Source organism: Ruminococcus sp., from assembly GCF_019423705.1.
Lineage (GTDB): Bacteria > Bacillota > Clostridia > Oscillospirales > Ruminococcaceae > Hominimerdicola.
Map to the genome: position 1 here is coordinate 283,791 of NZ_JAHZAX010000001.1, position 23,279 is coordinate 307,069.

Below are 23,279 nucleotides of genomic sequence, written 5' to 3' on the forward strand. Positions count from 1 at the left end.
ATCTAAGTGGCAACTAAAAAAGAAGAAAAAGAGTTCGAAAAAGAACGAAAGGCTGCTATTAAAGCCCGTTATAAGAAGATGAAGGAAGAGGGTCTTGAGAATTATCTCACCCCTGAGCAGATCAGCTATAACAGAAGAAGAAGAGCGATCGGAATGGTTTGGCCATTCTTTAGATTTCTCATTCTCTTCGGTCTGTGCTTTGTCGTTCTTTATCCTTTGATATTTATGCTTTCAACAGCATTCAGACCTAACGATCAGATGAACGACCCATCAGTTGTATGGATCCCTAAGAGCTTCACGATGGACAACATCAAGGACGTTTGGGGCGTTATGAAGTTCGACACGACTGTTGTAAATACAGTTATCCTCAACCTCGTGGCTTCTGTGCTCCAGGTTATCACCTGCGCAGTTACAGGCTACGGTTTCGCAAGATTTAAGTTCAAGGGCAAGAGTATTCTGTTCGGTATCGTTATCCTTATGATCATCGTACCACCACAGATCACATCTATCCCACTTTACTTGCAGTACGCTTACTTTAAGCCTGAGTGGCTCGCTAGAGTATTCACACTCGGCAAGTCAACATCGCTTATCAACAGCGGTTGGACAATGTATCTTCCTGCATTGTTCGCAAACGGACTCCGTGCAGGTCTCTTCATCTTCATCTTCCGTCAGTTCTTCAGAGGACTGCCTAAGGAACTTGAGGACGCTGCTTACCTCGACGGCTGCAGCCCATTGAAGACATTCCTTGTTATTATGTGTCCTAACGCAAAGTCTTCGTTCCTGACAGTATTCCTGTTCTCCATCGTTTGGTATTGGAACGACTACTATGTATCATCTTCATTCTTCACACAGAACGACACAGTCGCTCTTATGCTGAAGAACCTGAACACAAACCTTACTCAGCAGCTCTTCGACGGACAGGCAGTATCTGTAAGACAGATCATTGTTTGGCTTGAAGCAGGTTGTCTGTTGTCTATCACACCTATCCTTGTTATGTACATCTTCCTTCAGAGATACTTCATCGAGGGTGTTGAAAGATCGGGTCTTGCAAACTAATTTCGGTTTTGCAAACTAAAAAGTGTTATCAAAAGTCCTGTACTTTGGTGCAGGACTTTTTTTGCGCTTAAATACGTAATTTGATGAATTGATGAGGCTTTATGTTCAAGCTTTTAAGACTTATGAAATTTGTACACATTTATAAGCGGCGTATTGTGCATATTGTCACGAAATCGCAGGTTAATTTAGTACAATCGTATATAGAAAAAGCGGCGATTTTTTGGTATAATTAATTTGATATAGTATCGAAATTAACGAAACTGATCAAAACCACAATATCCACGAAAATCTATTCTGTTAGGAGTCAGATTATGAGCATAAACAGAGATAACAGCATAAACCATACAAAGCAAACAAACACAAACAGAAGATCAAGGTTAGGAAAAAAGTTCGGGGCGGCTGTATTGGCGGCGGCAATGTGCCTTTCCGCTGGGGGCTGCTATCTTTTGCCCGACGAGGAGGAAGTGCTTGACGCACCCACAGTCAAGGCAAGCGACGTGAGCTATTCCACAGTTACGGCAAAGAAGAAAGATCTTGAAAAGAAGATCGTTGCCACAGGCACGGTCACTGCGGAAAATCAGTACACGCTTTCTTATGAAAAGCAGAGCGGTACAGTTTCAAAGTTTTACGTTAAGGCAGGCGACGCTGTGAAGGCAGGCGACGTTATTTGTGACCTCGATACATACGATCTTGATTATCAGATCGAGGAGAAAGAGCTTTACCTTGAAAAGGCAAGACTCAATGTTGATATCATCTACGAGGGCGGCGGAACGCAGGCGCAGATAGATTCGGCCTATGTTGACGTGCAGCTGTTGGAAAGAGAGCTTGAAAAGCTCAAAGAGCAGAAAGAGGACGCAAGCCTTAAATCCCCTATCGACGGCATTGTGTCGTCACTTTCGGACGTGCGCACAGGCGACAGCGTCAACCCGGGTCAGACTATCGCTACTGTTATAGATACCTCGGCGCTTTATATAGCTATCAAGCCCGACGATCTTACGCAGTATGATATCGGCACAGAGGTGCAGATCAGGATAAACGAGGATTACTATGACGGCGTTGTGTTTATGACCCCGAAAAAGCTTGCGGATTATCAGCAGGAGCAGAAAGAGGATCACAACAATGTTGACGACACGGGAATAGATTACGAGACCGACACCATTTATGTTCAGTTCAAGGACACGCCCCCTGCGGAGGCCGTTGGTCAGCTTGCGGACACGATACTTGTGCTTGACAGCGTAAAGGACGCTATCGTTATCTCAAACAACCTTATAAAGAAAGTTGACGGCGAAAAGGTGGTCTATGTGCTCAAAAACGGCGAAAAGACTGCCGTGACTGTTGAGACAGGCCTTTCGACAGGTTCGCAGACGGAGATAACCTCGGGCATTTCAGAGGGCGACGAGATAATCATAAGATAATAGTTGAAGTCAAAAATATTAGCAAATTCTGAAAGGACAAGTAATAAATGTTTACTTTATTGATCCGCAAAATGCGCAACACCAAATGGATGGTGTTCTGCCTGCTTATCGGATTTATTATGGCTTCCGCTATGATGAGTACGATACCGATATATATGAACGCTTCCCTCCAGCGAATGCTCGTGAAGGACATGGAAGCGTTCCAGAAGGAATATGAAATTTACCCGGGGGCTTATAATACAAGTTACAGCCCGAAAATGGATATCACCGCCCAGGCGCAGAAAGAGGCTGTCAACGCTTATAACGACAAGGTGGAAAAGAAGTTTGACGAACTTGGGCTGCCGAAAGAGCTTGACAAGAAGTTCATTGCGGATGAGTATTTGTACGTTCGCTCGATGAAGTCAGACAACGGCGGCGATCAGGCGAGATTCACTCTTGGCGGTATGACAGATATCGCTGACAATATCACGATAAAGCAGGGCAGAATGTTCAAGGCTGGCGTTCGTGACGATGGCGTTTACGAATGCGTTGCAACGGAAAAGACCTTAAAAACTACTCAGCTTGCTGTGGGAAAGGTCTATGAGATCGCTGACGTTTTTGACGACGGCGGCTCTATCAAGATCGAGATAGTGGGAACTTTTGATGTTAAGGACGGCTCGACAAGCTATTGGGCTGAGGGGCTTGATTCCCAGTATACTGCCACCATTTTCACAGATTATGACACGTTTTTTGATACAGGCATTGACACAGGCGTGCTGAAGATCACAAAGGCGGCGCACAATTACGCTGTTGATTACGCCTCGATGAATATGACAAACCTTGACAGCACCACAGAGGCTATCAACAAGCAGAAAAATTATTACAACGAGAATTCTATCGGCTTCTCAATGCCTGCGCAGGAGATATTGGAGGACTATGCAGGGCGCTCTTCACAGCTCCAGCTCGTGCTGTGGCTGCTCCAGATACCTTGTATCCTGATGATAATATTCTACCTGTTTATGGTATCCCAGCTTAATGTTGAGCAGGAGAAAAACGAGATCGCCGTATTCAAGAGCCGTGGCGCAAGCAGGGCGCAGATCATGGCGATATATGCGCTGGAATCTCTTGTTCTTGGCGTGCTGACGGCCATAATAGGCCCATTTGCAGGACTTGGGCTTTGCAAGATTCTTGGTGCTTCAAACGGCTTCCTTGAATTTGTAAACAGAAAATCTCTGCCTGTTCATTTGACCTATCAGGCGTTTTTATATGCCGCAATAGCTGTGGCGGTGTTCTTTGTCACAACGATGATACCGATAATCCCTGCCACAAAGACAACGATCGTTGAGCATAAGCAGTCAAAGGCGAAAAAGAAAAAGCACGCACTTTGGGAAAAGACCTGTCTTGATTTTATCCTCGTGGGCGGCTCTGTGGGCTGGCTGTATTATTACAACAAAACGCAGGAAAAGCTCGTTGCAGAGGGTCTGACCGACACAACGGCTACTGTAAATCCTCTTATGTTCGTGGCTTCAACGGCGTTTATACTGGGTTTGGGACTGTTTTTGATACGAATTTATCCGTATATCATAAGAATTATCGCAAGGATAGGCAAGCGTGTTTGGTCGCCTGCGCAATACGTTTCGCTGACCAATATCGGTCGCTCGTCAACAGGAAGAGAGCGCTTTCTTATGCTGTTCCTTGTGCTGACGGTATCGCTGGGCGTGTTCTTTGCCAACACCGCAAGAGCTTTGAACCGAAATGCTGAGGAGAGCGTGACTTACGCCCTTGGCTGCGACGCTGTGCTTACTGAGCAATGGTACAGCAGCAAGATAGAAGAGGCGCAGAAGTCATCCAGCTCCCAAGGAGCTTCCACACAAGGAGCTTCACAAGGCGCTGCGCAGGCGGCTTCGCAGAATACGGCAAGCGTTTCGGACAGTTCCGACGATGATGACAGCGACACAAAGACGACTATACAGTATGTTGAGCCTGTATTTGAGCGCTTTGAAAAGCTCACGGGCATTGAAAATGTTACAAAGGTGTTCCGCCGTGACGGCGTGACAATATCTTCGGGCAAGATGAACGTTCCGAGAAATCAGAAAAAGACTGACGAGGAGAAGAGCCGTGACGATTACCTCGATCAGAGCATTGAGACCTCATCGACGAAAAATTCTACCAGCAATGTACAGCTTATGACAGTTGTTCCAAGCGAATTTTCAAAGGTGATAAACTTTGAGGACAGGCTTTTGCCCGTGCATATAAACAATTATCTCAATGCGCTGGCGGAATACACTCCGGGTGTGATACTTTCATCAAGCTTCAAGAGCTATGGACTTGAGCTTGGTGACACTATCCAATGCGAGTGGGGCTCAAACGAGGCTTTTGAGGTAACTGTGCTTGCGTTTGTTGATTACTGGCCGGGGCTCAGTCCATACAAGGAAGCGAAAAACGGCGGATATATGGACTTTGCGGTGATGAATTACGATTACGTCAACGTACAGACTTCTATCGAGCCGTATCAAGTATGGTTCAAGCTGAAAGACGGCACAACAACGGAAGAGTTTTACAATTCCATTGACGAAGCAGGCATAACGCCCACGAGCCTTGAATCGGCGAGCCAGCAGCTTATCGAGAAGAAGAACGATCCAATGCTGCAAGGAATGAACGGCGCATTGACGCTTGGATTCATCATCATAATGATAATGTGCATAATAGGATTTCTCATATACTGGATACTTTCCATCAAGAGCAGGACGCTGCAATTTGGCATTTTGAGGGCGATGGGAATGAAGTTCAGAGAGATCATATCTATGATCGTGTACGAGCAAGTGCTTGTATCGGGTGTTGCGATATTTGCGGCGATATTCATAGGCGGAGCGACGAGCGACTTGTTTGTGCCGCTGTTCCAGAGCATATTTGACGCAACGCAGTCGGTGCCGCCGTTTGCGGTGATACCTGAGCGGAGCGACTATATCAAGCTTTACATTGTGATAGGAGCAATGCTTTTGACAGCGTTCATTGTGCTGGGCAGACTTATCAAGAAGATAAAGATCAGTCAGGCGTTGAAGCTTGGTGAGGATTAAATCCCCCACACACTCAACAACATACAACCAAACAGCCTTGTAATTTTAACGCTGATATGTTATAATCATGTCAGCGTTATATATTTAATACCGAAAATTGAAAGGAGAATAACTATGTCAGATACAAAAATAACCCCAGCATATTCAAAGCTGCAAAAATGCTTCGAGTGCGTTAAAAGCAAAATAGATTTTAAACCAAAGGTCGCACTTGTCCTCGGCTCGGGACTGGGCGATTACGCTAATTCGATCGACGTCAAGGCTACACTTAGCTATAAGGATATCGAGGGCTTCCCGACTTCTACCGTCGAGGGGCATAAGGGGCAGTTCGTTTTCGGATATGTCGGAAACGTGCCTGTTGTCATTATGCAGGGCAGAGTGCACTATTATGAGGGCTATTCAATGCAGGACGTTGTCCTCCCTGCCAGACTTATGCGTATGATGGGTGCGGAAATTCTTTTCCTCACAAATGCTTCGGGCGGCGTGAATGCCGGATTCAAGGCTGGCGACTTTATGCTCATCACAGACCATATCTCAAGCTTTGTGCCGAACCCTCTCATCGGTCAGAATATCGACCAGCTGGGTACGAGATTCCCCGATATGAGCGAGATCTATAATAAACAGCTCAGAGATATCATCACGCAGACCGCTGACGACCTCGATATTAACCTCCGCCACGGCGTTTATCTCCAGCTCACAGGGCCTTCTTTTGAGTCCCCTGCTGAAATAAGAATGGCAAGAACCCTCGGTGCGGACGCTGTCGGAATGTCCACAGCCTGCGAAGCTATCGCTGCAAACCATGCCGGTATGAAGGTATGCGGAATTTCCTGCGTTTCAAACCTCGCCGCAGGTATGACCAATAATCCTCTCACCCACGCAGAAGTGCAGGAGTGCGCCGACAAGGCAGCGCCGCTTTTCAAAAAGCTTATTACCGAAAGCATTATCAGAATGGGCAAACTGGACTAGATTTGAATTTTTGATAATGGTGAGAAAGCTTGTCTTGTGACAAAATATTGCAGGCTATATGTACTTTTTTTATAAATTTTGTGAAATGCTCTTGACAAATCATTTTATATAGTTTAATATATTAATATGAAGTAATTTCGTCTTCAGAAATATATTAAGGATATGGAGAGATAATATTATGGCAAAATTTTGTGGACAATGCGGCGCTCAGCTCAATGACAACGCCACATTCTGCACCAATTGCGGCGCAAGCATAGCGCCTGCACAGCCTGCCGCTCAGCAGACTGCTTCACCTATCGCAAACCTTCAGCAGGCAGCAAAAAACATTGATATGAACGCTATCAAGGACGCTGTTTCTGTTGAGAATATCAAAAACCTCAAGAGCAAGCCAAACAAGCTCACGATCGCTGTTCTCGGCGTTCTGCTTGCTCTCATTATCGTGCTTATCATCATTCTTTGTGCGATATTCGGCGGCGGAAGCTATAAGACGCCTCTTGACAATATGATGAAGGTCATAAACAAGGGCAGCGCTAGTGCTCTGGAAGATCTTATGCCACCTTATTATAAGGACGTTAAGAAGGCTATGAGCAGTATCACAGGCGATGATGTTGATTTCAAGGAAGAGGCTCAGAGCGTTAGAGAGAATTTCCAGGATACATACGGCGACGACGCTAAGATGTCTTACAAGATAACTGACAAGACAAAGCTCGACAAGGACGAACTCAAGGATTATGACAATGTTTCATATCTTACATCTGTCCTCAGCAAGAGCAAGGCTAAAAAGTATAAGCTTACAGCCGGTTATGAGCTGACAGTTGAGTTCACGCTCAAGGCTGACGGCGATGAGACATCTGCCGAAACAACGATCATTGTCGGCAAGATGGACGGCGAGTGGGTACTTCTCGATGCCGGCGATTTCGACGGCATTATGGATATGTAATACTGACGATCGTTAATTATCGCAAATAGATCAAAAAACTAAAAGTTTAATATGTTCTATCAACGGGCGGAGAATTTTCCGCCCGTTTTTGAAAAAATACGGTGTTTGTGAAATGAAAAATATCATAAGCAAAATATTGAAAAGCCTTTTTGTGGCGGTCAGCCTGCTGGCGGTGATGATATTTTGCGCCTGCGGAAAGGAAGAGCGTGCGGTGCTAAGTTATGAGCAGCCCGTTGCAACGCTCACAACGGCGGCGCAGTATGGTGACACTCAGTCATATATCTCCTGCTTCACTCCCGAAGCAAAGGCGGAATATCTTGCCGGCGAGGACTATAACTCAAATCTTGCCGAGACGCTGCTTACAAGGGGCGACAATGGCGCAGAGCTGAGCTATAAGCTTTCGGACAAGACTGAGCTTGACAGCGCAGAAATGACAGCCCTTGAGGGGACTTATAAAAAGGACTATCACAAGAACGTGACCATCAAAAAGGCTTTCAAGTTCCAAGCCACATTCACAGAAAAGCTTGAGGAAAAAAGCCTTTCCGACAGTATCGAAATGACCGTTGTGAAGATAGACACCAATTGGTATATTTTCGGCGGCGTTATCGAAAAGTTTGACTTTAAATAATGGCGTTGTCGATAAGGTTGCTGCTTGTTGAAATAAAAAATGAAATATGTAGGGGCGGAAAATTGTAATTCGACTAGCTCATAACAATTTGCGTTCGCTCGTAATTAGTAGGTAATTCAATAGGATGTAATAACGTTTTATATTCACAGAAATAAACAGAAACAAAAACACGAAAAGAGGGTATTAATATGGAAAATTGTCCAAATTGCGGACTGCCTGTTGAGGACGGCGCAAAGTTCTGCGCCAACTGCGGAACAAGAATGCAGACGCAGCTTATAAACAAATTGACTTGCAGCGTGTGCGGAAATACGCTGAACGCTCACGCAAAGTTCTGCAACGTCTGCGGAACTCCTGTTCCACAGGACGAGCAGCCGGAAGAGAAGGTGGAGGAAGATCGCAACCCGACAATGGATTCTATCGAAGTCCCCGAGCTGCATTATGACAGCGCACCTGTTCAGACTTCCGCTATCCCGCAGAGAACGCCTGATATGCCCACAATGGACAGCGTTTATCTACCGGGTCAAGAGCCTGTACAGCCTACACAGCCTGCACAATTTACGCAGACACCTGTACAGCCAACTGCAGAGGAGATCGCAATGGCTTCAAGGACAGTAAACGTCCAGCCAACACCAGTCGTGCAGGATACCCCACAGGTGGCACAGCCTCAGCCCGAGAGGATACTCACTCCCGAGGGCTATGTTCAAGCAGGTCAGAATGTTCAGAACGTGCCTAATGCACAGGCGAACCCGAATATGCAGTATAACCCAAATCCAAATATGCAGAATATGCAGCCTAACCAGCAGATGAACGGCGTTACACCGGGCAAGGGCGCAGGTGCGCTTGTGCCGATAATACTTATCATTCTCATCATCGCAGTTATCTGCGTGGACGTTTTCTGGCTGTTCAGAGATCAGATCTTCGGCAAAAAGGACGATAAGTCCAGCGGCAGCGCTATTGTTACTCTTCTGTCAGATGAGGACGGCGACACGGGTTATTTTATAGACGAATAATTTGTTTAGCGGTTTTGGTCACGGAAAGATGATATTTCCGTGGCCTTTTTTGTTGTGATTTTAGCTTATATCAACATATGCGATTTTAATAAAAAACAGTTGACAAACAGGGTGCTTTTGGTGTATTATTATATTGTAATCGTTTTATCCTAAGGGCGTGGCTTTTAGCGTTGGCTTTGGGGTGAAACAGTAAATTTCAAAAGAATTATTTTTAATACGGAGGTTTTTTGAAATGGCAGAGTATTTTAAGGATATTCCAAAGATCAAGTACGAGGGCGTAAATTCTACAAACCCACTTTCATTTAAGTATTATAACCCAGACGAAGTTGTAATGGGCAAGACTATGAGAGAGCAGCTCAAGTTCGCTCTTTCTTGGTGGCACACAATGGGCGGCGACGGTACAGATATGTTCGGCTGCGGCACAACTGACAAGACTTGGGGCGAGGCTGCGCCTGAGGCAAGAGCAAAGAAGAAGGTAGACGTTGCTTTCGAGATCATGGACAAGCTTTCTATCGACTATTTCTGCTTCCACGATCGTGACCTTTCACCTGAGTACGGCGACCTTGGCACAACAAATGCAAAGCTCGACGAAGTTGTTGATTACATAGCTGAGAAAATGGCTGCTGACCCTACAAAGAAGCTTCTTTGGGGCACAGCAAAGTGCTTCGATCACCCAAGATATATGCACGGCGCAGGCACATCACCTTCCGCTGACGTTTTCGCATATTCCGCAGCACAGATCAAGAAGGCTGTTGACGCTACTATCAAGCTGGGCGGCAAGGGCTATGTATTCTGGGGCGGAAGAGAGGGTTATGAAACTCTTCTGAACACAAATATGGGTCTTGAGCAGGACAATATGGCAAGACTTATGAAGATGACTGTTGATTATGCTCGTTCAAAGGGCTACACAGGCGATTTCTACATCGAGCCAAAGCCAAAGGAGCCAACAAAGCACCAGTATGATTTCGATACAGCGACAGTTCTCGGCTTCCTTAGAAAGTACGGCCTTGACAAGGATTTCAAGATGAACATCGAAGCAAACCACGCAACACTTGCACAGCACACATTCCAGCACGAGCTGAGAGTTGCAAGAGACAACGGCGTATTCGGTTCTATCGACGCAAACCAGGGCGATCCGCTTCTCGGCTGGGATACAGACCAGTTCCCAACAAATGCTTATGACGCAACACTTTGTATGTACGAAGTGCTCAAGGCAGGCGGCTTCACAAACGGCGGTCTGAACTTTGACGCAAAGGCAAGAAGAGGTTCATACACAATGGAAGATATTTTCCTCAGCTACATCGCAGGTATGGACACATTCGCACTTGGCCTCAAGGCAGCTGCAAAGCTCATCGAGGACGGCAGACTTGACAAGTTTGTTGACGACAGATATGCAAGCTGGACAACAGGTATCGGCGCTGACATCATCGCAGGCAAGGCTGATATGGAGAGCCTTGAGAAGTACGCACTTGAAAAGGGCGAGGTAACAGACTCACTTTCAAGCGGCAGACAGGAATATCTCGAGAGCGTTGTAAATCAGGTTATTTTCAATCTGTAATTTATAATTTATAAAACTTGGATTTTGCAAAGACCGTGGGGGGTGCCTGCGGTCTTTGTTTTTTTGTTGGCTGGAAGCGCAAAAATTTATTGACTGTTATTTGCGTTGATGATATAATAAAATTAGATAGATCAGAAAGCAAGTATAGATTTGGTCGAGGGGGTGCAGAAGAAGTATGAAGAATAAGGAAGATATAAACCTAAAGAGAAAAACTGCCTTTTTAAATTTTGTAAAGGGCGCTTGCATTGTCCTCATCGTTGGGATAGTGCTTGAACTGATATCGGGAACGGTGTCAGCCTCGTTGCTGGTGACCGTTTCAGACAAAAATACAAGCGGATTTGCTGGCGATGTTATGTTGGCATTTTGCGCCGCAATGTATTCTTTCCATATGGGCGTGGCGGTTATGTCAGTCTTGGGCGGAGCTGTTATCGGCGTTGTGGGCAGTTCGATACCGCTGGTATTAAACTTCGTTTTTTCCAGCACGTTTATGGGAATAGCTCAGGATCCGGAGATCTTGCTCGTTATTTCCGTGTGTGCGATACTAAGAAATACGAAATTCCTTGACCGCAAGAGAAATGTTCCCATTGCGGCGCTTATCCTTGGTATCATAATGACCATAGAACGCACCATTGACAGCAGAAATTTAGATCTTACGACTTTGCTGACAGTTCTGATGTTTTTCGTGCTGTATACAATACTATTCTTTTTGGTCAGAATATTTATGCCAAAGGCGGAAAAATGGCTGCCCGTTAGGGAAAGCAGGCTTGAAAAGGTATACAGAACACATTCAATAAAGCGCAGGCTCCAGCTTATTGTAAACGCCCTTGTTATTGCGGTGGTTGCGCTGTTTGTCGTGCAGATGATCGGTGATAACAATTATGACGTGGCTTCAAGTTCTGACATCTATATAAAGAATGTAAATGACACCGTGGCAACTGAGCTGGCAGACCAGCTTTCAGCTTTGGATAATGCGGATGATCTTAGCGGTTTTGATATGACGGCCTTTAGCAATGTCCTCAGCGAAAATACCAGCGACAGATTTTATATCAAAAAGATACAGCTTGTTGACCTTGGCAACGAGTATATCTCAAATATCGAATACGACGATCACGGCGAGGTGACTTCTGTCTCGCAAAATGAAAAGTTCGCAAATCCTGAGCTTTTGCAGGATATGGAGCATTTCTTTCCTTACAGCGAAAATATCCTTGTGACTTATTCTGTCGGCGACGTAACGTCAACTTCAAGTGCGGTCATATCGAGCTTTGCTGATTTCTTCCTGCCGATACTTGCGCTGTTCAACGTTTTCCTTTCCTGGCTGCTTGATAAAATGATCGTTATGCCTATAAACAGTATGACATCGGCGGCGGACGATTTCGCTTTTGATACTGATGAGGATCGTGGAAACGCTGTGGAGAAGTTCAAAGCTCTTGATATAAAATCGGGCGATGAGATCGAACAGCTTTATCACGCCGTTGCAAAGACAATGGACGATATGAATGAGCAGATCGTCCAGATCAAGACTCAGGCTCGGCATATTTCCGATATGCAGCACAATATTATAATCACAATGGCGGATATCGTTGAAAGCCGTGATGAAAACACGGGCGGCCATATCAGACGTACCGCTGAATATGTTCGCATTATTGCGGAAAAGCTCCGTGAAAAGGGGCAGTACAGCGATATTCTCACCGACAGATATGTCGATGATATGGTAGTTGCCGCACCGCTCCACGATATGGGTAAGATACACGTTTCCGATACTATCCTCAACAAGCCCGGCAAGCTTGACGATAAAGAGTTCACCATAATGAAGACCCACACAACCTATGGCAGGGATATGCTCGAGCACGCAGTTGAAAACCTCGGTGCGTTCAGCTATCTTAATATGGCGGTGCTTATGGCAGGATATCATCACGAAAAGTGGAACGGCAGAGGCTATCCGGAGGGGTTGAGCGGACAGGATATCCCCCTTTGCGCAAGGATAATGGCGGTTGCGGACGTCTTTGACGCTCTTGTTTCAAAGCGCTGTTACAAGGCCGCAATGCCTCTTGAAAAGGCGTACAGCATTATCAGAGAAGAATCGGGCAATTCCTTTGACCCCGTTATAGTTGACGCATTTTTTGATTCAACTGATGATATTGAAAAGACGCTGAAAACCTTTGGATAAAGGCATAAACGCAAAATCCAAATAAAAGCCTTGCAAAATCCTCCGCAATGGTGTATAATATTATAATATAAAACAGAAAAAGTTCACAAGCGGATATTGGAGGCGAAAGTATGAAACAATGTATGGATTCTGAAAATCTGCATAGAAGATTGAAGAAAATTATCGGACAGGTGCAGGCTATCGACAGAATGATAGATCAGGACGTGCCCTGCGAGGATATCCTTTCGCAGATAAATGCCGCCAAATCTGCCCTTCACGGCTGCGGTAAAGTCGTGCTGGAAGGCCATATCAAGCATTGTATCCGTGACGGTATCGAGCACGGCGACGCTGACAAGACCCTTGAGGACTTCACAAAGGCCGTTGAGCGTTTCGCTAATATGAGCTAAAAAGCCATCAGTTTTGTGTAAGACGCATAATTTTTTCATATGATTTTTTGTAGCAGTCGCCAAAAATGCGGCTGCTTTTTGTTTATCCTCTCGACAACCCATACCCCTATATGTATAATATACCTGTACCTTATAGGGTATAGAAAGGTCTGAGAATGGAATGAAATCGACTAACCCTGTTATGAATTTTATGAAAAAGCTGGAAGCTGTCATGGAGCTTGGCGGAACAAAGCGTGATATCGTGTTCCTTGCAATATCGGGCGTTGCGCTGCTTTGCAGTATTTTGGATATCGTAAAGCTGCCATTCGACCCTGCTTGGGTGGCGATAATACTTTGCGGTCTGCCTATCGTGCTGGAAGCTGTCATCGGGCTTGTGACTGAGTTTGATATAAAGGCGGACGTGCTGGTGTCAATGGCGCTGATCGCTTCCGTTTGTATCGGCGAGGACTTTGCCGCCGGCGAGGTGGCATTTATTATGCAGATTGGCGGATTGCTTGAAGAGCTCACCGTTGCGAAGGCTCGTCAAGGCATCGAAAAGCTTGTCCACCTCACGCCCCAGACAGCAAGGGTAATATCTGCTGACGGAAAAGAAACTGTTATCCCTGCGGAAAAGGTGGGCGTGGGCGATATCCTCCGTGTGCTGCCCGGCGAAACTGTACCTGTTGACGGCGTTATAATTTCGGGCGAAACGTCAATAGACCAAGCCGTTATGACGGGCGAATCCCTCCCTGTTGATAAAACTGTTGGCGACGAGGTCTCATCGGGAACGGTGAACCAGTTCGGCGCTTTTGAGATGAAAGCCTCAAAGGTTGGCGAAGACAGCTCTATCCAGCGTATGATAAAGCTTGTTCAGTCCGCCGACGCAGGCAAAGCGAAGATCGTTGGTATTGCAGACCGCTGGGCGACTTGGATAGTTGTTATTGCATTGACCGCCGCACAAGCGATAGCTTCCCAGCTTCATATCGGCAAAGACAGCGTCCGTGCGGAATGTCTCCCTGAGGATAAGCTTAACGCAATAAAGCAGCTTCAGTCGGGCGGTCAGTCAGTTTGTATGATAGGCGACGGAATAAACGACGCCCCAGCCCTCAAGACTGCAAACGTCGGCATTGCAATGGGCGGAATAGGCAGCGATATCGCCGTTGAAGCCGCTGATATCGCCCTTGTGGACGACAGGATACAAGAGCTTCCACACCTGCTTTCCCTGTCAAGAAAGATGATGACCATCATAAAGCTCAATCTCACATTCTCTATGACGCTGAACTTTGTGGCGATAATACTTGCCATAACAGGCGTGCTCAACCCTGTTGTGGGCGCACTTGTGCAAAATGCAGGCTCGGTGCTTGTTATAATAAATTCAGCTTTGCTGTTGAAATGGAGGAAAAAATAATGGTTCTGGGAATGATCGCAATCATCATCGGCGTAATGGTGCTCGGCGTGGGAATTTACTATCTCGCAAAAGAGAAGAACGACCCTGAGTCGAAAAAAATTTACACTATTACAAGCGTTATAGGCGCATTGGTGACGGCGGCAGGCGTGCTTATCTGCGTGCTGTAAAACATAAAAACATAAAATCATAAAATAACGAATAAAGAGCAAAAAAAGCGAGCGACCGAAGGTCGCCCCTACACGCAATCAAGCGTTTTTAATGTAGGGGCGATCAGCGATCGCCCGTTTTTTTTTGTAGTCCGTTTATTTTAGATATATGTTATTTGAACTTTATTTCTTAGTAGTCACGCTCTTAACAGCCGACCAAGCGCCGTAATATTTTACGCCCTTGACAGTCGTGTATGAACGAACTCTGACATAATATTTCTTGTTTGCCGAAAGCTTCGAGATAGTCTTTGTGTCCGTCTTGTTGTTTGTGACAGTCACCTTTGCAGGGCTCTTGAAGCTTGAATTTGTTGCGTACTGTATCTCATAGCCCGTTGCAGAACCTTTCTGCGCCCAGTCGATAAAGAACGCCTTTGACTTAGCCGTCAGCTTCTGAATCTCCTGCTTTGCAGGGTTGATCTTGAAAGTCTTTTTGATAACGCCGCCGTACTGACCCTTGCCTGTGATAGTAACAGTCGCCGTGCCGATGGCCTTGTTTGCGCTGTAAGATACTGTGTAATCTGTGCCGTTTCTAAGGGTCTTGCCGCTGTATTTAACAGTAACGCTCTGTGTTATCGCCTTGCCTGTGTAGGACTTGTTCGCAATGCCCGAAACTGTTGCCTTTGTGATATCGTACTTTGCTGTCACAATGCTCTTCTTGTCCGACCAAGCGCCGTAATAGATCTTTCCACCAACGTTTGTGTACGAACGTACACGAACATAATATGTCTTGCCTGCCGTCAGACCCGAAACTGTTGCTGTGTCAGGCTTGTTGGCTGTGAGCTTTCTCACAAAGCTGCCGATAAAGTTTGCATTCGTGCTGTATTCGACTTCGTAACCCGTTGCAGAGCCTTTCTGCGCCCAGTCAGCAAAGAAGCCCTTGTAACGTGTTTCAAGCTTCTGCATTGTCTGCTTTGCAGGCAGGATATCAAATGTTTTCGTGATAGTGCCTGTGTAATTGCCCTTGCCTGTGATAGTTACAGTCGCCGTGCCGATGTTCTTGTTGTTTTTGTATGCGATAGTGTAGCTGCTTGTGGAAAGTACCTTCGTGCCGTCCTTTACTGTAACGGCTGTAGTAATGTTGCTGCCTGTGTATTCAGCGGAAGCTGCCACCTGCGCAGTCAGACCGCTTATGTCCTTTGGAGCAATAGTGAAGCTTTCGGAATATGTTCCCGTGAAGCCGCACTTGCCGGTAATTGTTACCTTTGCCGTACCTGCATTTGTGTTTGAAGAGTACGAAACAGAATAATCTGTGCCCTCTGTGAGAGTTTTTCCGTCATACTGAACTGTTACAGCAGGCTTGTAAGCGCTGCCAGAATAAACGTAAGTCTCTTTCGCTACTGTGATAACAGTCTTTGCGATGTCAGTACCAACGATAGTGAAAGTCTTTGAAATGCTGCCTGTGTAATTGCCGATACCTGAGAAAGCAATTGTTGCTGTGCCTGCGTTTACGTTGTTTTTGACGCTTGTTGTGTAATCTGTTTCTGCTGAAAGTATCTTGCCGCCAAGGGTCAAAGTTGCACTCGGCATAATAGCAAAACCTGTGTAGTTGGCGGAGGAGAACGAAAGCTGAACGCTTGCGCCGCTAATTGACTTCTTTGAAACTGTTACATTGACAGTCTTTGTCACATCGTCAAAGCCCTCTGCGGAAGCTGTGATAGTGATAGTGCCTGTGCCTGCCTTGAGCGCCGTTACATTTCCGCTTGCGTCAACTGAGCAAATGTCGGAATTGCTCTTGTATGAAAGGCTTGCGCCGCTGATGGTAGCCGTTGCGCTAAGCTTCTTTGTCTCGCCGTAAGTAAGGCTCAGAGAGGACGAAACGCTGATGTTGAGAGTTGGCTTTGCGTATGGTATCATAAGCGCCTCGATAACTTCCTTCGCAGGGCTTGATACCGTGTTGTCCTTTCTGTTTATGTAGCCGTGATACTCGGAATTGAGCACGATCTTGCCGTTTTTGTACTGTGCGAAAGCGTTGTTGTCCCAAAGCATACAAGGAATATTAAGCGCCTTAGCCTGTGAAGTGTAGTCCTTTGCCCACTTTACACGCTCTGCTGTGTTGTTCTTGTCGGTGGTGCTGAACTCGCCCATAACAACAGGGATACCCTTGTCTGTGAAATTGGTCTTGATAGTGTCAAAAAGGCTCTTGAGCTCGTTTTTGATAGAAGTTGAATAAGTTGAAGTCGAGCCGCTGCCAACATTCATTGCGAAGTTGTAAGGGCTGTAAGCGTGGATAGCTATTGCGATCCTGTTCTTGTTGCCCGAAATATCAGTAGGGAGCTTGTAGCTTGAAACAGTTGCGCCGTCGATAGAAGCGTCATAGCCCGGGCACATAATAAGTCTGTTTGTATTGTTTGAACCCGAAGCTCTTATAACGTCAACAGCCTTCTGATTAAGCTTGTTGATGGTGCTGATAGCGTCGTTTACCTCGCTGCCGGGGTTCCACTTATTGAACCACCACTCGCTGCCTGTGCCGATAAGACGAGGTTCGTTAAGTGTCTCAAATATCAGATGATAGTCATAATCCTTGAAGTAATCAGCCACCTGCGACCAGATATTTGAAACGAAATTCTCAGCGTTGGTGTAGCTTGAAGAGGATGGGTAATAACCCTTGCCGTTCTTGTTGCTGCTGGAGTTGTTGTCGTGGTGTATATTGAGGATAACATACATATTGTCGTTGTAGCAATAGTCAACGACTTCCTTTACCCTTGCGAGCCATTGTTTGTCGATAGTGTAATTATCGCCTGTGGTGTGTTTAGCCCAAGAAACAGGAACTCTCACCGTGTTGAAGCCCTGCGCCTTTACGGCGTCGATAAGCTCCTGAGTGGTCTTTGGATTGCCCCAGTAGGTCTCAGAGTTCAGTCCTGTGCCTGTGGCGTCAAGGGAGTTGCCCAAATTCCAGCCAAGACCCATATCGGTCAGTATCGCCGCTGTGTCAGCGTTTTGAAGCTCACCGTCCGAAAGCGCCTGCGCCTTGACTTCGCCAAGGTCAAGCCCAGCGAAAACTGATATCGTCATAAGAAGCGACATCAGCAGGCTTAAAGCCTTTTTTGTCCGTGCAAATCTTGCAGTCATTTTTTCAGATCCTTTCTAATCAATAAATTTCTTACAGATATGCCATAAGCATATTTCTTTCGGTTTAAAGAAGTTGTCTATCAAAGGGGCGCACGCTGTTCGCCCCTACAAATAAATTGACGGCAAACTCACTTTCAATACATAAAAAATACTGCATAGGCATAAAAGTATAAAAATATAATCTTACAAAGTAAATTATAGCATACTCTGCGGCTTAAAGAAATACGCTTATTAGACAAATAACCGAGCCGTTTTTTGTGGGGATATAGCAAATGTTCATATTTTTAAATTAATCGCTGGAATATCCCGTAAATGCTTATGGCTGCGGCGATAAATATTCTTATATATGCTAAAATTTTATATAATTTGTATCGCATTGCGCAAATGCAGCGCAAAAAAATACCGCCTGCCATAAAGACAGACGGTACAAATTTTTTCTCCGAAAAAACAATATTACATTACGTCCTTTTTGCCGTTAGGGAAGATCTTGTCAGGGCAAATGCCTGCCATTTTCTCGATAGCCGGCTGGATATCGAGCCACAATCCGCAGCCGTCGTCAGAACCGCTTGTTTTCCAGGCCATTACGCCGTTCCAACCGCTGTTATAAGCGGACTCATAAGCGGAAGTGATATCGAAGCTCGTTCCCTCGGAAACTGCCGGGCACTCGCCGATAACGGAAGGCTTTGTGCCGTCAAGGCCGAAGTCAACAGGCGTCATCTCGAAAGGATAGCCCCACATCTTCTGCATCCAAGTGTACCAATGTGTTGAATAAAAGTCAACATAAGCAAGGCTCTTGTCGTACTTATCGCCCGTGATTGCGTTCTGAAGGGCAGAGTCGGAAATAACGTTGCCCTGCTGGTTATCGGAATTGTACTTTATCATACCCATACCAACTGTTACCAGCACGTCAGAATTTGCGTGGATAGCGGAAGCAGCCTTTGCATAATACTGCTGGAGATATTTCCAATCAAGTGTGCCGCACTCAGCGTTCTCAACGACCCAGTCAGGCTCATTACAAAGGTCAACTGACCAGAAGTAATCGCTCTTGCCGTATCTTTCAACCAGCGGAACGATATAGTTGTCAACAAATCTGTCGGTCTTGTCGCTGTCCTGTACAAGGGCTCTCCAAGCTTCATAGTTTTGGTTCTGATCCTTGAAGTTATCGAAGGACTGAACTGTTGCCATTATGTAGATCTGATACTGCTCAGCGAGATAGAACAGGTTGTCAAGGTCTTCCCAATGAGCTGTTGTTGCACCGTCGAACGTGCCGTCAGCGGAGATGAGCATACCAACATCGCCGTTACAAACGATCCAAATTCTTGCAGCGTTTACGCCCGACTCGTGAAGCTTAGCGAAATGATCCTGCCAGAACTCGAAATTGAATCCGCCGCCGAAGTCGTTCCACTTATCCCAAGGGGAGTTTACGCCGTTTATCCAAAGCTCCTTGCCGCCGACTGTAAACTTTGTTCCGTCGACTGTTACCTTTGCAGAGCCGTCAGTAGTTGTGGCGTAGTCCTTTTCAGGCATTGCAGCCTCGGGCACGACAGGCGTGTAGTAGCTTGTGTTGCCGCTTGCCGCAGAGTCAGCGGAGCTATCGCTCTTTGAGCTGCTGGAAGAGTCGCCGCAGCCGACTACTGAGATCATCATAAGCAGGGCAAGTGATGAAGCCAGCCATTTTTTTACTCTCATAAATATTACCTTTCCTTTCGATCTTCCCATTTTTCAAGATAATCTCTCAAAAAATGCTTATTATTTTTACCATTACATTATATCACACAATACTTTCCTTTGCAAGTCTTTTTTGAGGGTAGGGGCGAACATTGTTCGCCCGTTTGATTTATCGCTTTGTATAATGTTTTCAAATATGTGTGCGCAGTTTTTTCAGTCGTTCATTACCAATATTTTTGGCAGTTGCTTCATATTAATAATATATAGCTTGTATACAGCATTTTTATCATAAAAACAACATTTTCCACTATCAAAAACAGTATGCCGTTTTTGCCTTAAAAAACAATGAACTTTTTTCGATATGAACATTTAACTTATTGACTTTGATGGACTGCGGTGTTATAATAAGGCTTGTGGATCAACGGCGATCTGCGAAGCTCGGCTTCGTAGATCGTTGTTTTTGCGAAAATCCAAATAGGGAAGGAAGTAATCATCAATGGAAGAGTACAATTATATATTGTTTATTGCACTTATTCTGCTTTCAACAAAAATTCTCGGTCTTGTTACAAAGAAGATGAAGCTGCCGCAGGTCGTCGGCGCTCTCTGCGCAGGCGTTATCTTGGGCCCTGCCGTCCTCGGAGCAGTAAAGGAGACTGAGTTCATCTCTGAGCTTTCTGAGCTTGGCGTAATAGTTCTTATGTTCACCGCAGGACTTACGACGGATATAAAGGAGCTTAAGAAAACAGGAAAAGCGTCATTCATCATCGCATTGCTTGGCGTAATAGTTCCGCTCCTTGGCGGACTTGGACTTGCCGCAGCAATGGGTGTCGGCAAGGGCGACGATCTTGCCTGCACGCCATTCTTGCAGCACGTTTTCATCGGCGTTGTGCTGACGGCAACATCAGTATCTATCACAGTCGAAACGCTTCGTGAGCTTGGAAAGCTTTCAACAAGAGCCGGTAACGCAATCCTCGGCGCAGCTATTATCGACGATATCCTTGGTATCATCGCCCTGACCCTTATCACGAGCCTTGCAGACACAAGCGTACACGTTATGACAGTTCTGCTCAAGATCGTGGCATTCTTTGTTGTAGCGATCGGCTGCACAGTTGCATATCACATCGTATTTACAAAGTGGAGAAAAAGAGACAAGAAAGACCTCAGACGTCACGTTATCATTTCCTTTGTATTCTGCCTGTTTATGGCATATGTAGCTGAACTGTTCGGCGTTGCGGATATCACGGGCGCATTTGTCGCAGGTCTTGCTATCTCCAGCGAGAAGGACGTAAAGTACATATCCAACAGATTTGAGACTCTTTCATATATGTTCCTTTCACCTGTATTCTTTGCAAGCATTGGACTTACAATGGGCGGAATAAAGATGAACGGCAAGATGATAATATTTACAGTTCTGCTGTTGGTTGTGGCTATCATCACAAAGATAATCGGCTGCGGACTTGGCGCAAAGGTTTGCAAGTACACGAATCAAGAGAGTATACAGATTGCAATGGGAATGATATCCAGAGGCGAAGTTGCACTTATCGTGGCAGCGAAAGGACAGAAGCTTGGACTTATGGGCGACGAGGTATTTGCGCCGATCATCATAATGGTTGTTGCAACGACGATCATCACGCCTGTGTTCTTGAAGTTTGTGTTTAAGAACGATAAGGAAGAGGTTGTTAAGGACGATCTGCTTAAAACAGTTGAAGGATTCCACGAGTATGAGCAGGAGCTTCAGGACTTGTCAAGAAAAGATTAAAAAGTCCGAATTTGCACTCGTATCAAAAACTAGCGCAGCGAAGCGATTTTGCGACACAACTACCTCCGACAATAGACACCCGAAGTACAAAAATAAAAACACGGTAGAGCTAAAAACTCTACCGTGTTTTATTATGCAATCATTGAAAATGCCAAAGCAAATGGGACGTCGAGGATGCCGTCCCCTACATAATTTTTGTAGTTTCTTTGGTGTGTATTATTCTTTATCCGAAACAACAGTCTTGATGTGAAGCTCTTCAAGCTGCTTCTCATCAACTGTCGAAGGACAAGCACTCATAAGCTCGCTTGCGTTCTGTACCTTCGGGAAGGCTACAACATCTCTAAGACTGTCCGCATTGCAGATTATCATCGAAAGTCTGTCAAGACCTATGCCCATTCCGCCGTGAGGTGGAGCGGCATAACGATATGCGTCAACAAGGAAGCCAAACTTGGCTTCGATCTCTTCATCGCTCATTCCAAGTGCCTCGAACATCTTCTGCTGAAGCTCGTAATCTGTTATTCTCATCGAACCGGACGAAAGCTCTGTGCCGTTGAGTACAAGATCCCACGCCTTTGCTCGAACGTTGGCAGGATCGCTGTCAAGATAATCAAGACACTCTTCCATAGGCATCGTGAATGGGTGGTGAGCCGCTACCCAAGTGTCGTTCTCGTCATCGTATTCAAAGAACGGCATTTCTGTGATCCATACAAAGTTGTACTGACCCTCCGGGATAACGCCAAGACGCTTTCCGCAAATAAGTCTCAACGCACCCAATGTCGGCAGAACTACCTTGTTCTTGTCTGCGCAGATAAGAATAAGATCGCCCTTCTCTGCACCTGTTGCCGCAAGTATCTTGTCAAGATCGCCCTCGCCAAGGAATTTCTTGAATGAGCAGTTCGGCTCGTCAGCCCAGCGAATGTACGCAAGACCCTTTGCGCCTATGCCCTTTGCGTGCTCAACAAGCTTGTCGATCTCTTTTCTTGTGTATGTTGCCGCACCAGCCTTTACGTTTATCGCACGAACAGAACCGCCTGCCTCGATAGCTGACTTGAATACAACAAAATCAATGTCCTTGACTGTGTCTGTAATGTCCTGTATCTCCATTCCAAAACGTGTGTCAGGCTTGTCAGAACCGTAACGGTTCATAGCGTCTGCATATGTGAGCCTTGCCAATGGCAGCTTGATCTCAACATCAAGGATATCCTTGAACAGCTTTTCAATGTATCCCTCGATGCAAGCCTGTATGTCCTCCTGATCGACAAATGACATTTCAAGGTCGATCTGCGTGAACTCAGGCTGTCTGTCAGCTCGGAGGTCTTCGTCACGGAAACATCTTGCAAGCTGAATGTATCTGTCATAACCCGAGATCATAAGAAGCTGCTTGTATATCTGCGGAGACTGCGGAAGCGCATAGAACTTGCCCTCGTGTACTCTTGACGGAACAAGATAGTCTCTTGCGCCCTCAGGAGTTGACTTCATCATCATCGGCGTCTCGATCTCAAGGAAGCCGTTGTTGTAAAAGTATTCTCTCGTCACCTGTGCGATCTTGTGACGTGTGATGATGTTCTTCTGAAGCTTTGGATTTCTCAGATCAAGATAACGATACTTGAGCTTCAGCTCATCGTTTACCTTGTCGGAATTTGTTACCTCAAACGGCGTTGTCTCAGCCTTTGAAAGTATCCTCAGATCGGATACAGCTACCTCGATCTTGCCTGTTTTCAGCTTCTCATTTACGCTCTCACGAGGACGTACAACGCCCTTTGCCATAAGAACATATTCGCTTCTTACCTGCTGAGCCTTTTCAAATACAGCTCTGTCAGTCTCGTCATTGAACGCAAGCTGAACAAGTCCAGTCCTGTCACGGAGATTGATGAAGATAAGGTTGCCCATATCTCTTACTCTGTCCGCAAAGCCGCATACAACGACTTCCTGCTCAGTCTCAGGCACTTCTCCGCAATAATGCGTCCTGCGGAGGTCTTTCATAGTATCAAGTTTCATTTTTATTACTTCC

General features: G+C 45.8%; 16 protein-coding genes. 13 read left to right on the top strand and 3 right to left on the bottom strand.

All coding sequences use genetic code 11. The features are described 5' to 3' along the window. Nucleotides 1-6: 6 nt before the first annotated feature. From QZ371_RS01165 to QZ371_RS01220, 12 genes are all read left to right on the top strand, one after another. Nucleotides 7-1,056: a carbohydrate ABC transporter permease gene (locus QZ371_RS01165; RefSeq protein WP_295207872.1), complete on the top strand. Its 1,050-nt coding sequence runs from the start codon at nucleotides 7-9 to the stop codon at nucleotides 1,054-1,056. Between the two features lie 311 nt (nucleotides 1,057-1,367). Continuing rightward, nucleotides 1,368-2,471 (top strand): efflux RND transporter periplasmic adaptor subunit, encoded by a 1,104-nt coding sequence (locus QZ371_RS01170; RefSeq protein WP_295207875.1) that lies wholly within the window; start codon nucleotides 1,368-1,370, stop codon nucleotides 2,469-2,471. Between the two features lie 47 nt (nucleotides 2,472-2,518). Then, nucleotides 2,519-5,527 carry an FtsX-like permease family protein gene (locus QZ371_RS01175; RefSeq protein ID WP_295207877.1) on the top strand — a complete coding sequence of 1,003 codons (3,009 nt, stop codon included), beginning with the start codon at nucleotides 2,519-2,521 and terminating at the stop codon, nucleotides 5,525-5,527. A 114-nt stretch (nucleotides 5,528-5,641) separates the two neighbouring features. Further along, nucleotides 5,642-6,490 (top strand): purine-nucleoside phosphorylase, encoded by an 849-nt coding sequence (locus QZ371_RS01180; RefSeq protein WP_295207879.1) that lies wholly within the window; start codon nucleotides 5,642-5,644, stop codon nucleotides 6,488-6,490. A gap of 178 nt (nucleotides 6,491-6,668) precedes the next feature. Beyond that, nucleotides 6,669-7,430 carry a zinc ribbon domain-containing protein gene (locus tag QZ371_RS01185; protein ID WP_295207881.1) on the top strand — a complete coding sequence of 254 codons (762 nt, stop codon included), beginning with the start codon at nucleotides 6,669-6,671 and terminating at the stop codon, nucleotides 7,428-7,430. A gap of 112 nt (nucleotides 7,431-7,542) precedes the next feature. Next, on the top strand, nucleotides 7,543-8,058 hold the full coding sequence (locus QZ371_RS01190) for a hypothetical protein (protein WP_295207884.1): 516 nt from the start codon (nucleotides 7,543-7,545) through the stop codon (nucleotides 8,056-8,058). Between the two features lie 188 nt (nucleotides 8,059-8,246). Beyond that, nucleotides 8,247-9,068, top strand: a complete 822-nt coding sequence (locus QZ371_RS01195) for a zinc-ribbon domain-containing protein (RefSeq protein WP_295207886.1) — start codon at nucleotides 8,247-8,249, stop codon at nucleotides 9,066-9,068. Between the two features lie 232 nt (nucleotides 9,069-9,300). Further along, on the top strand, nucleotides 9,301-10,626 hold the full coding sequence (gene xylA / locus QZ371_RS01200) for a xylose isomerase (protein ID WP_295207888.1): 1,326 nt from the start codon (nucleotides 9,301-9,303) through the stop codon (nucleotides 10,624-10,626). 175 nt (nucleotides 10,627-10,801) lie between these two features. Further along, nucleotides 10,802-12,793, top strand: coding sequence for an HD domain-containing phosphohydrolase (locus QZ371_RS01205; protein ID WP_295207890.1), 1,992 nt, complete (start codon nucleotides 10,802-10,804; stop codon nucleotides 12,791-12,793). A 110-nt stretch (nucleotides 12,794-12,903) separates the two neighbouring features. Then, nucleotides 12,904-13,179 (top strand): metal-sensing transcriptional repressor, encoded by a 276-nt coding sequence (locus tag QZ371_RS01210; protein WP_295207893.1) that lies wholly within the window; start codon nucleotides 12,904-12,906, stop codon nucleotides 13,177-13,179. Nucleotides 13,180-13,369: 190 nt separating this feature from the next. Continuing rightward, on the top strand, nucleotides 13,370-14,566 hold the full coding sequence (locus tag QZ371_RS01215) for an HAD-IC family P-type ATPase (RefSeq protein ID WP_295208082.1): 1,197 nt from the start codon (nucleotides 13,370-13,372) through the stop codon (nucleotides 14,564-14,566). Continuing rightward, complete coding sequence (locus tag QZ371_RS01220) at nucleotides 14,566-14,733, top strand: hypothetical protein (protein WP_295207896.1); 168 nt, start codon at nucleotides 14,566-14,568, stop codon at nucleotides 14,731-14,733. Before QZ371_RS01215 ends, QZ371_RS01220 begins: the two co-directional genes overlap by 1 nt. A gap of 162 nt (nucleotides 14,734-14,895) precedes the next feature. Here QZ371_RS01220 and QZ371_RS01225 read toward each other — a convergent pair whose 3' ends face one another. Both QZ371_RS01225 and QZ371_RS01230 read right to left on the bottom strand, forming a co-directional pair. Beyond that, entirely contained in the window at nucleotides 14,896-17,841 is a 2,946-nt protein-coding gene (locus QZ371_RS01225; RefSeq protein WP_295207899.1) for a cellulase family glycosylhydrolase, read from the bottom strand. A gap of 453 nt (nucleotides 17,842-18,294) precedes the next feature. Then, nucleotides 18,295-19,530, bottom strand: coding sequence for a cellulase family glycosylhydrolase (locus tag QZ371_RS01230; protein ID WP_295207902.1), 1,236 nt, complete (start codon nucleotides 19,528-19,530; stop codon nucleotides 18,295-18,297). A 475-nt stretch (nucleotides 19,531-20,005) separates the two neighbouring features. On the opposite strand from QZ371_RS01230, the gene QZ371_RS01235 reads away from it, so the two are divergent. Further along, complete coding sequence (locus tag QZ371_RS01235; RefSeq protein WP_295207904.1) at nucleotides 20,006-21,268, top strand: cation:proton antiporter; 1,263 nt, start codon at nucleotides 20,006-20,008, stop codon at nucleotides 21,266-21,268. A 216-nt stretch (nucleotides 21,269-21,484) separates the two neighbouring features. Here the strand turns inward: QZ371_RS01235 and aspS are convergent, their stop codons facing one another. Beyond that, nucleotides 21,485-23,251, bottom strand: a complete 1,767-nt coding sequence (gene aspS, locus QZ371_RS01240) for an aspartate--tRNA ligase (RefSeq protein WP_295208085.1) — start codon at nucleotides 23,249-23,251, stop codon at nucleotides 21,485-21,487. Nucleotides 23,252-23,279: the final 28 nt, after the last annotated feature.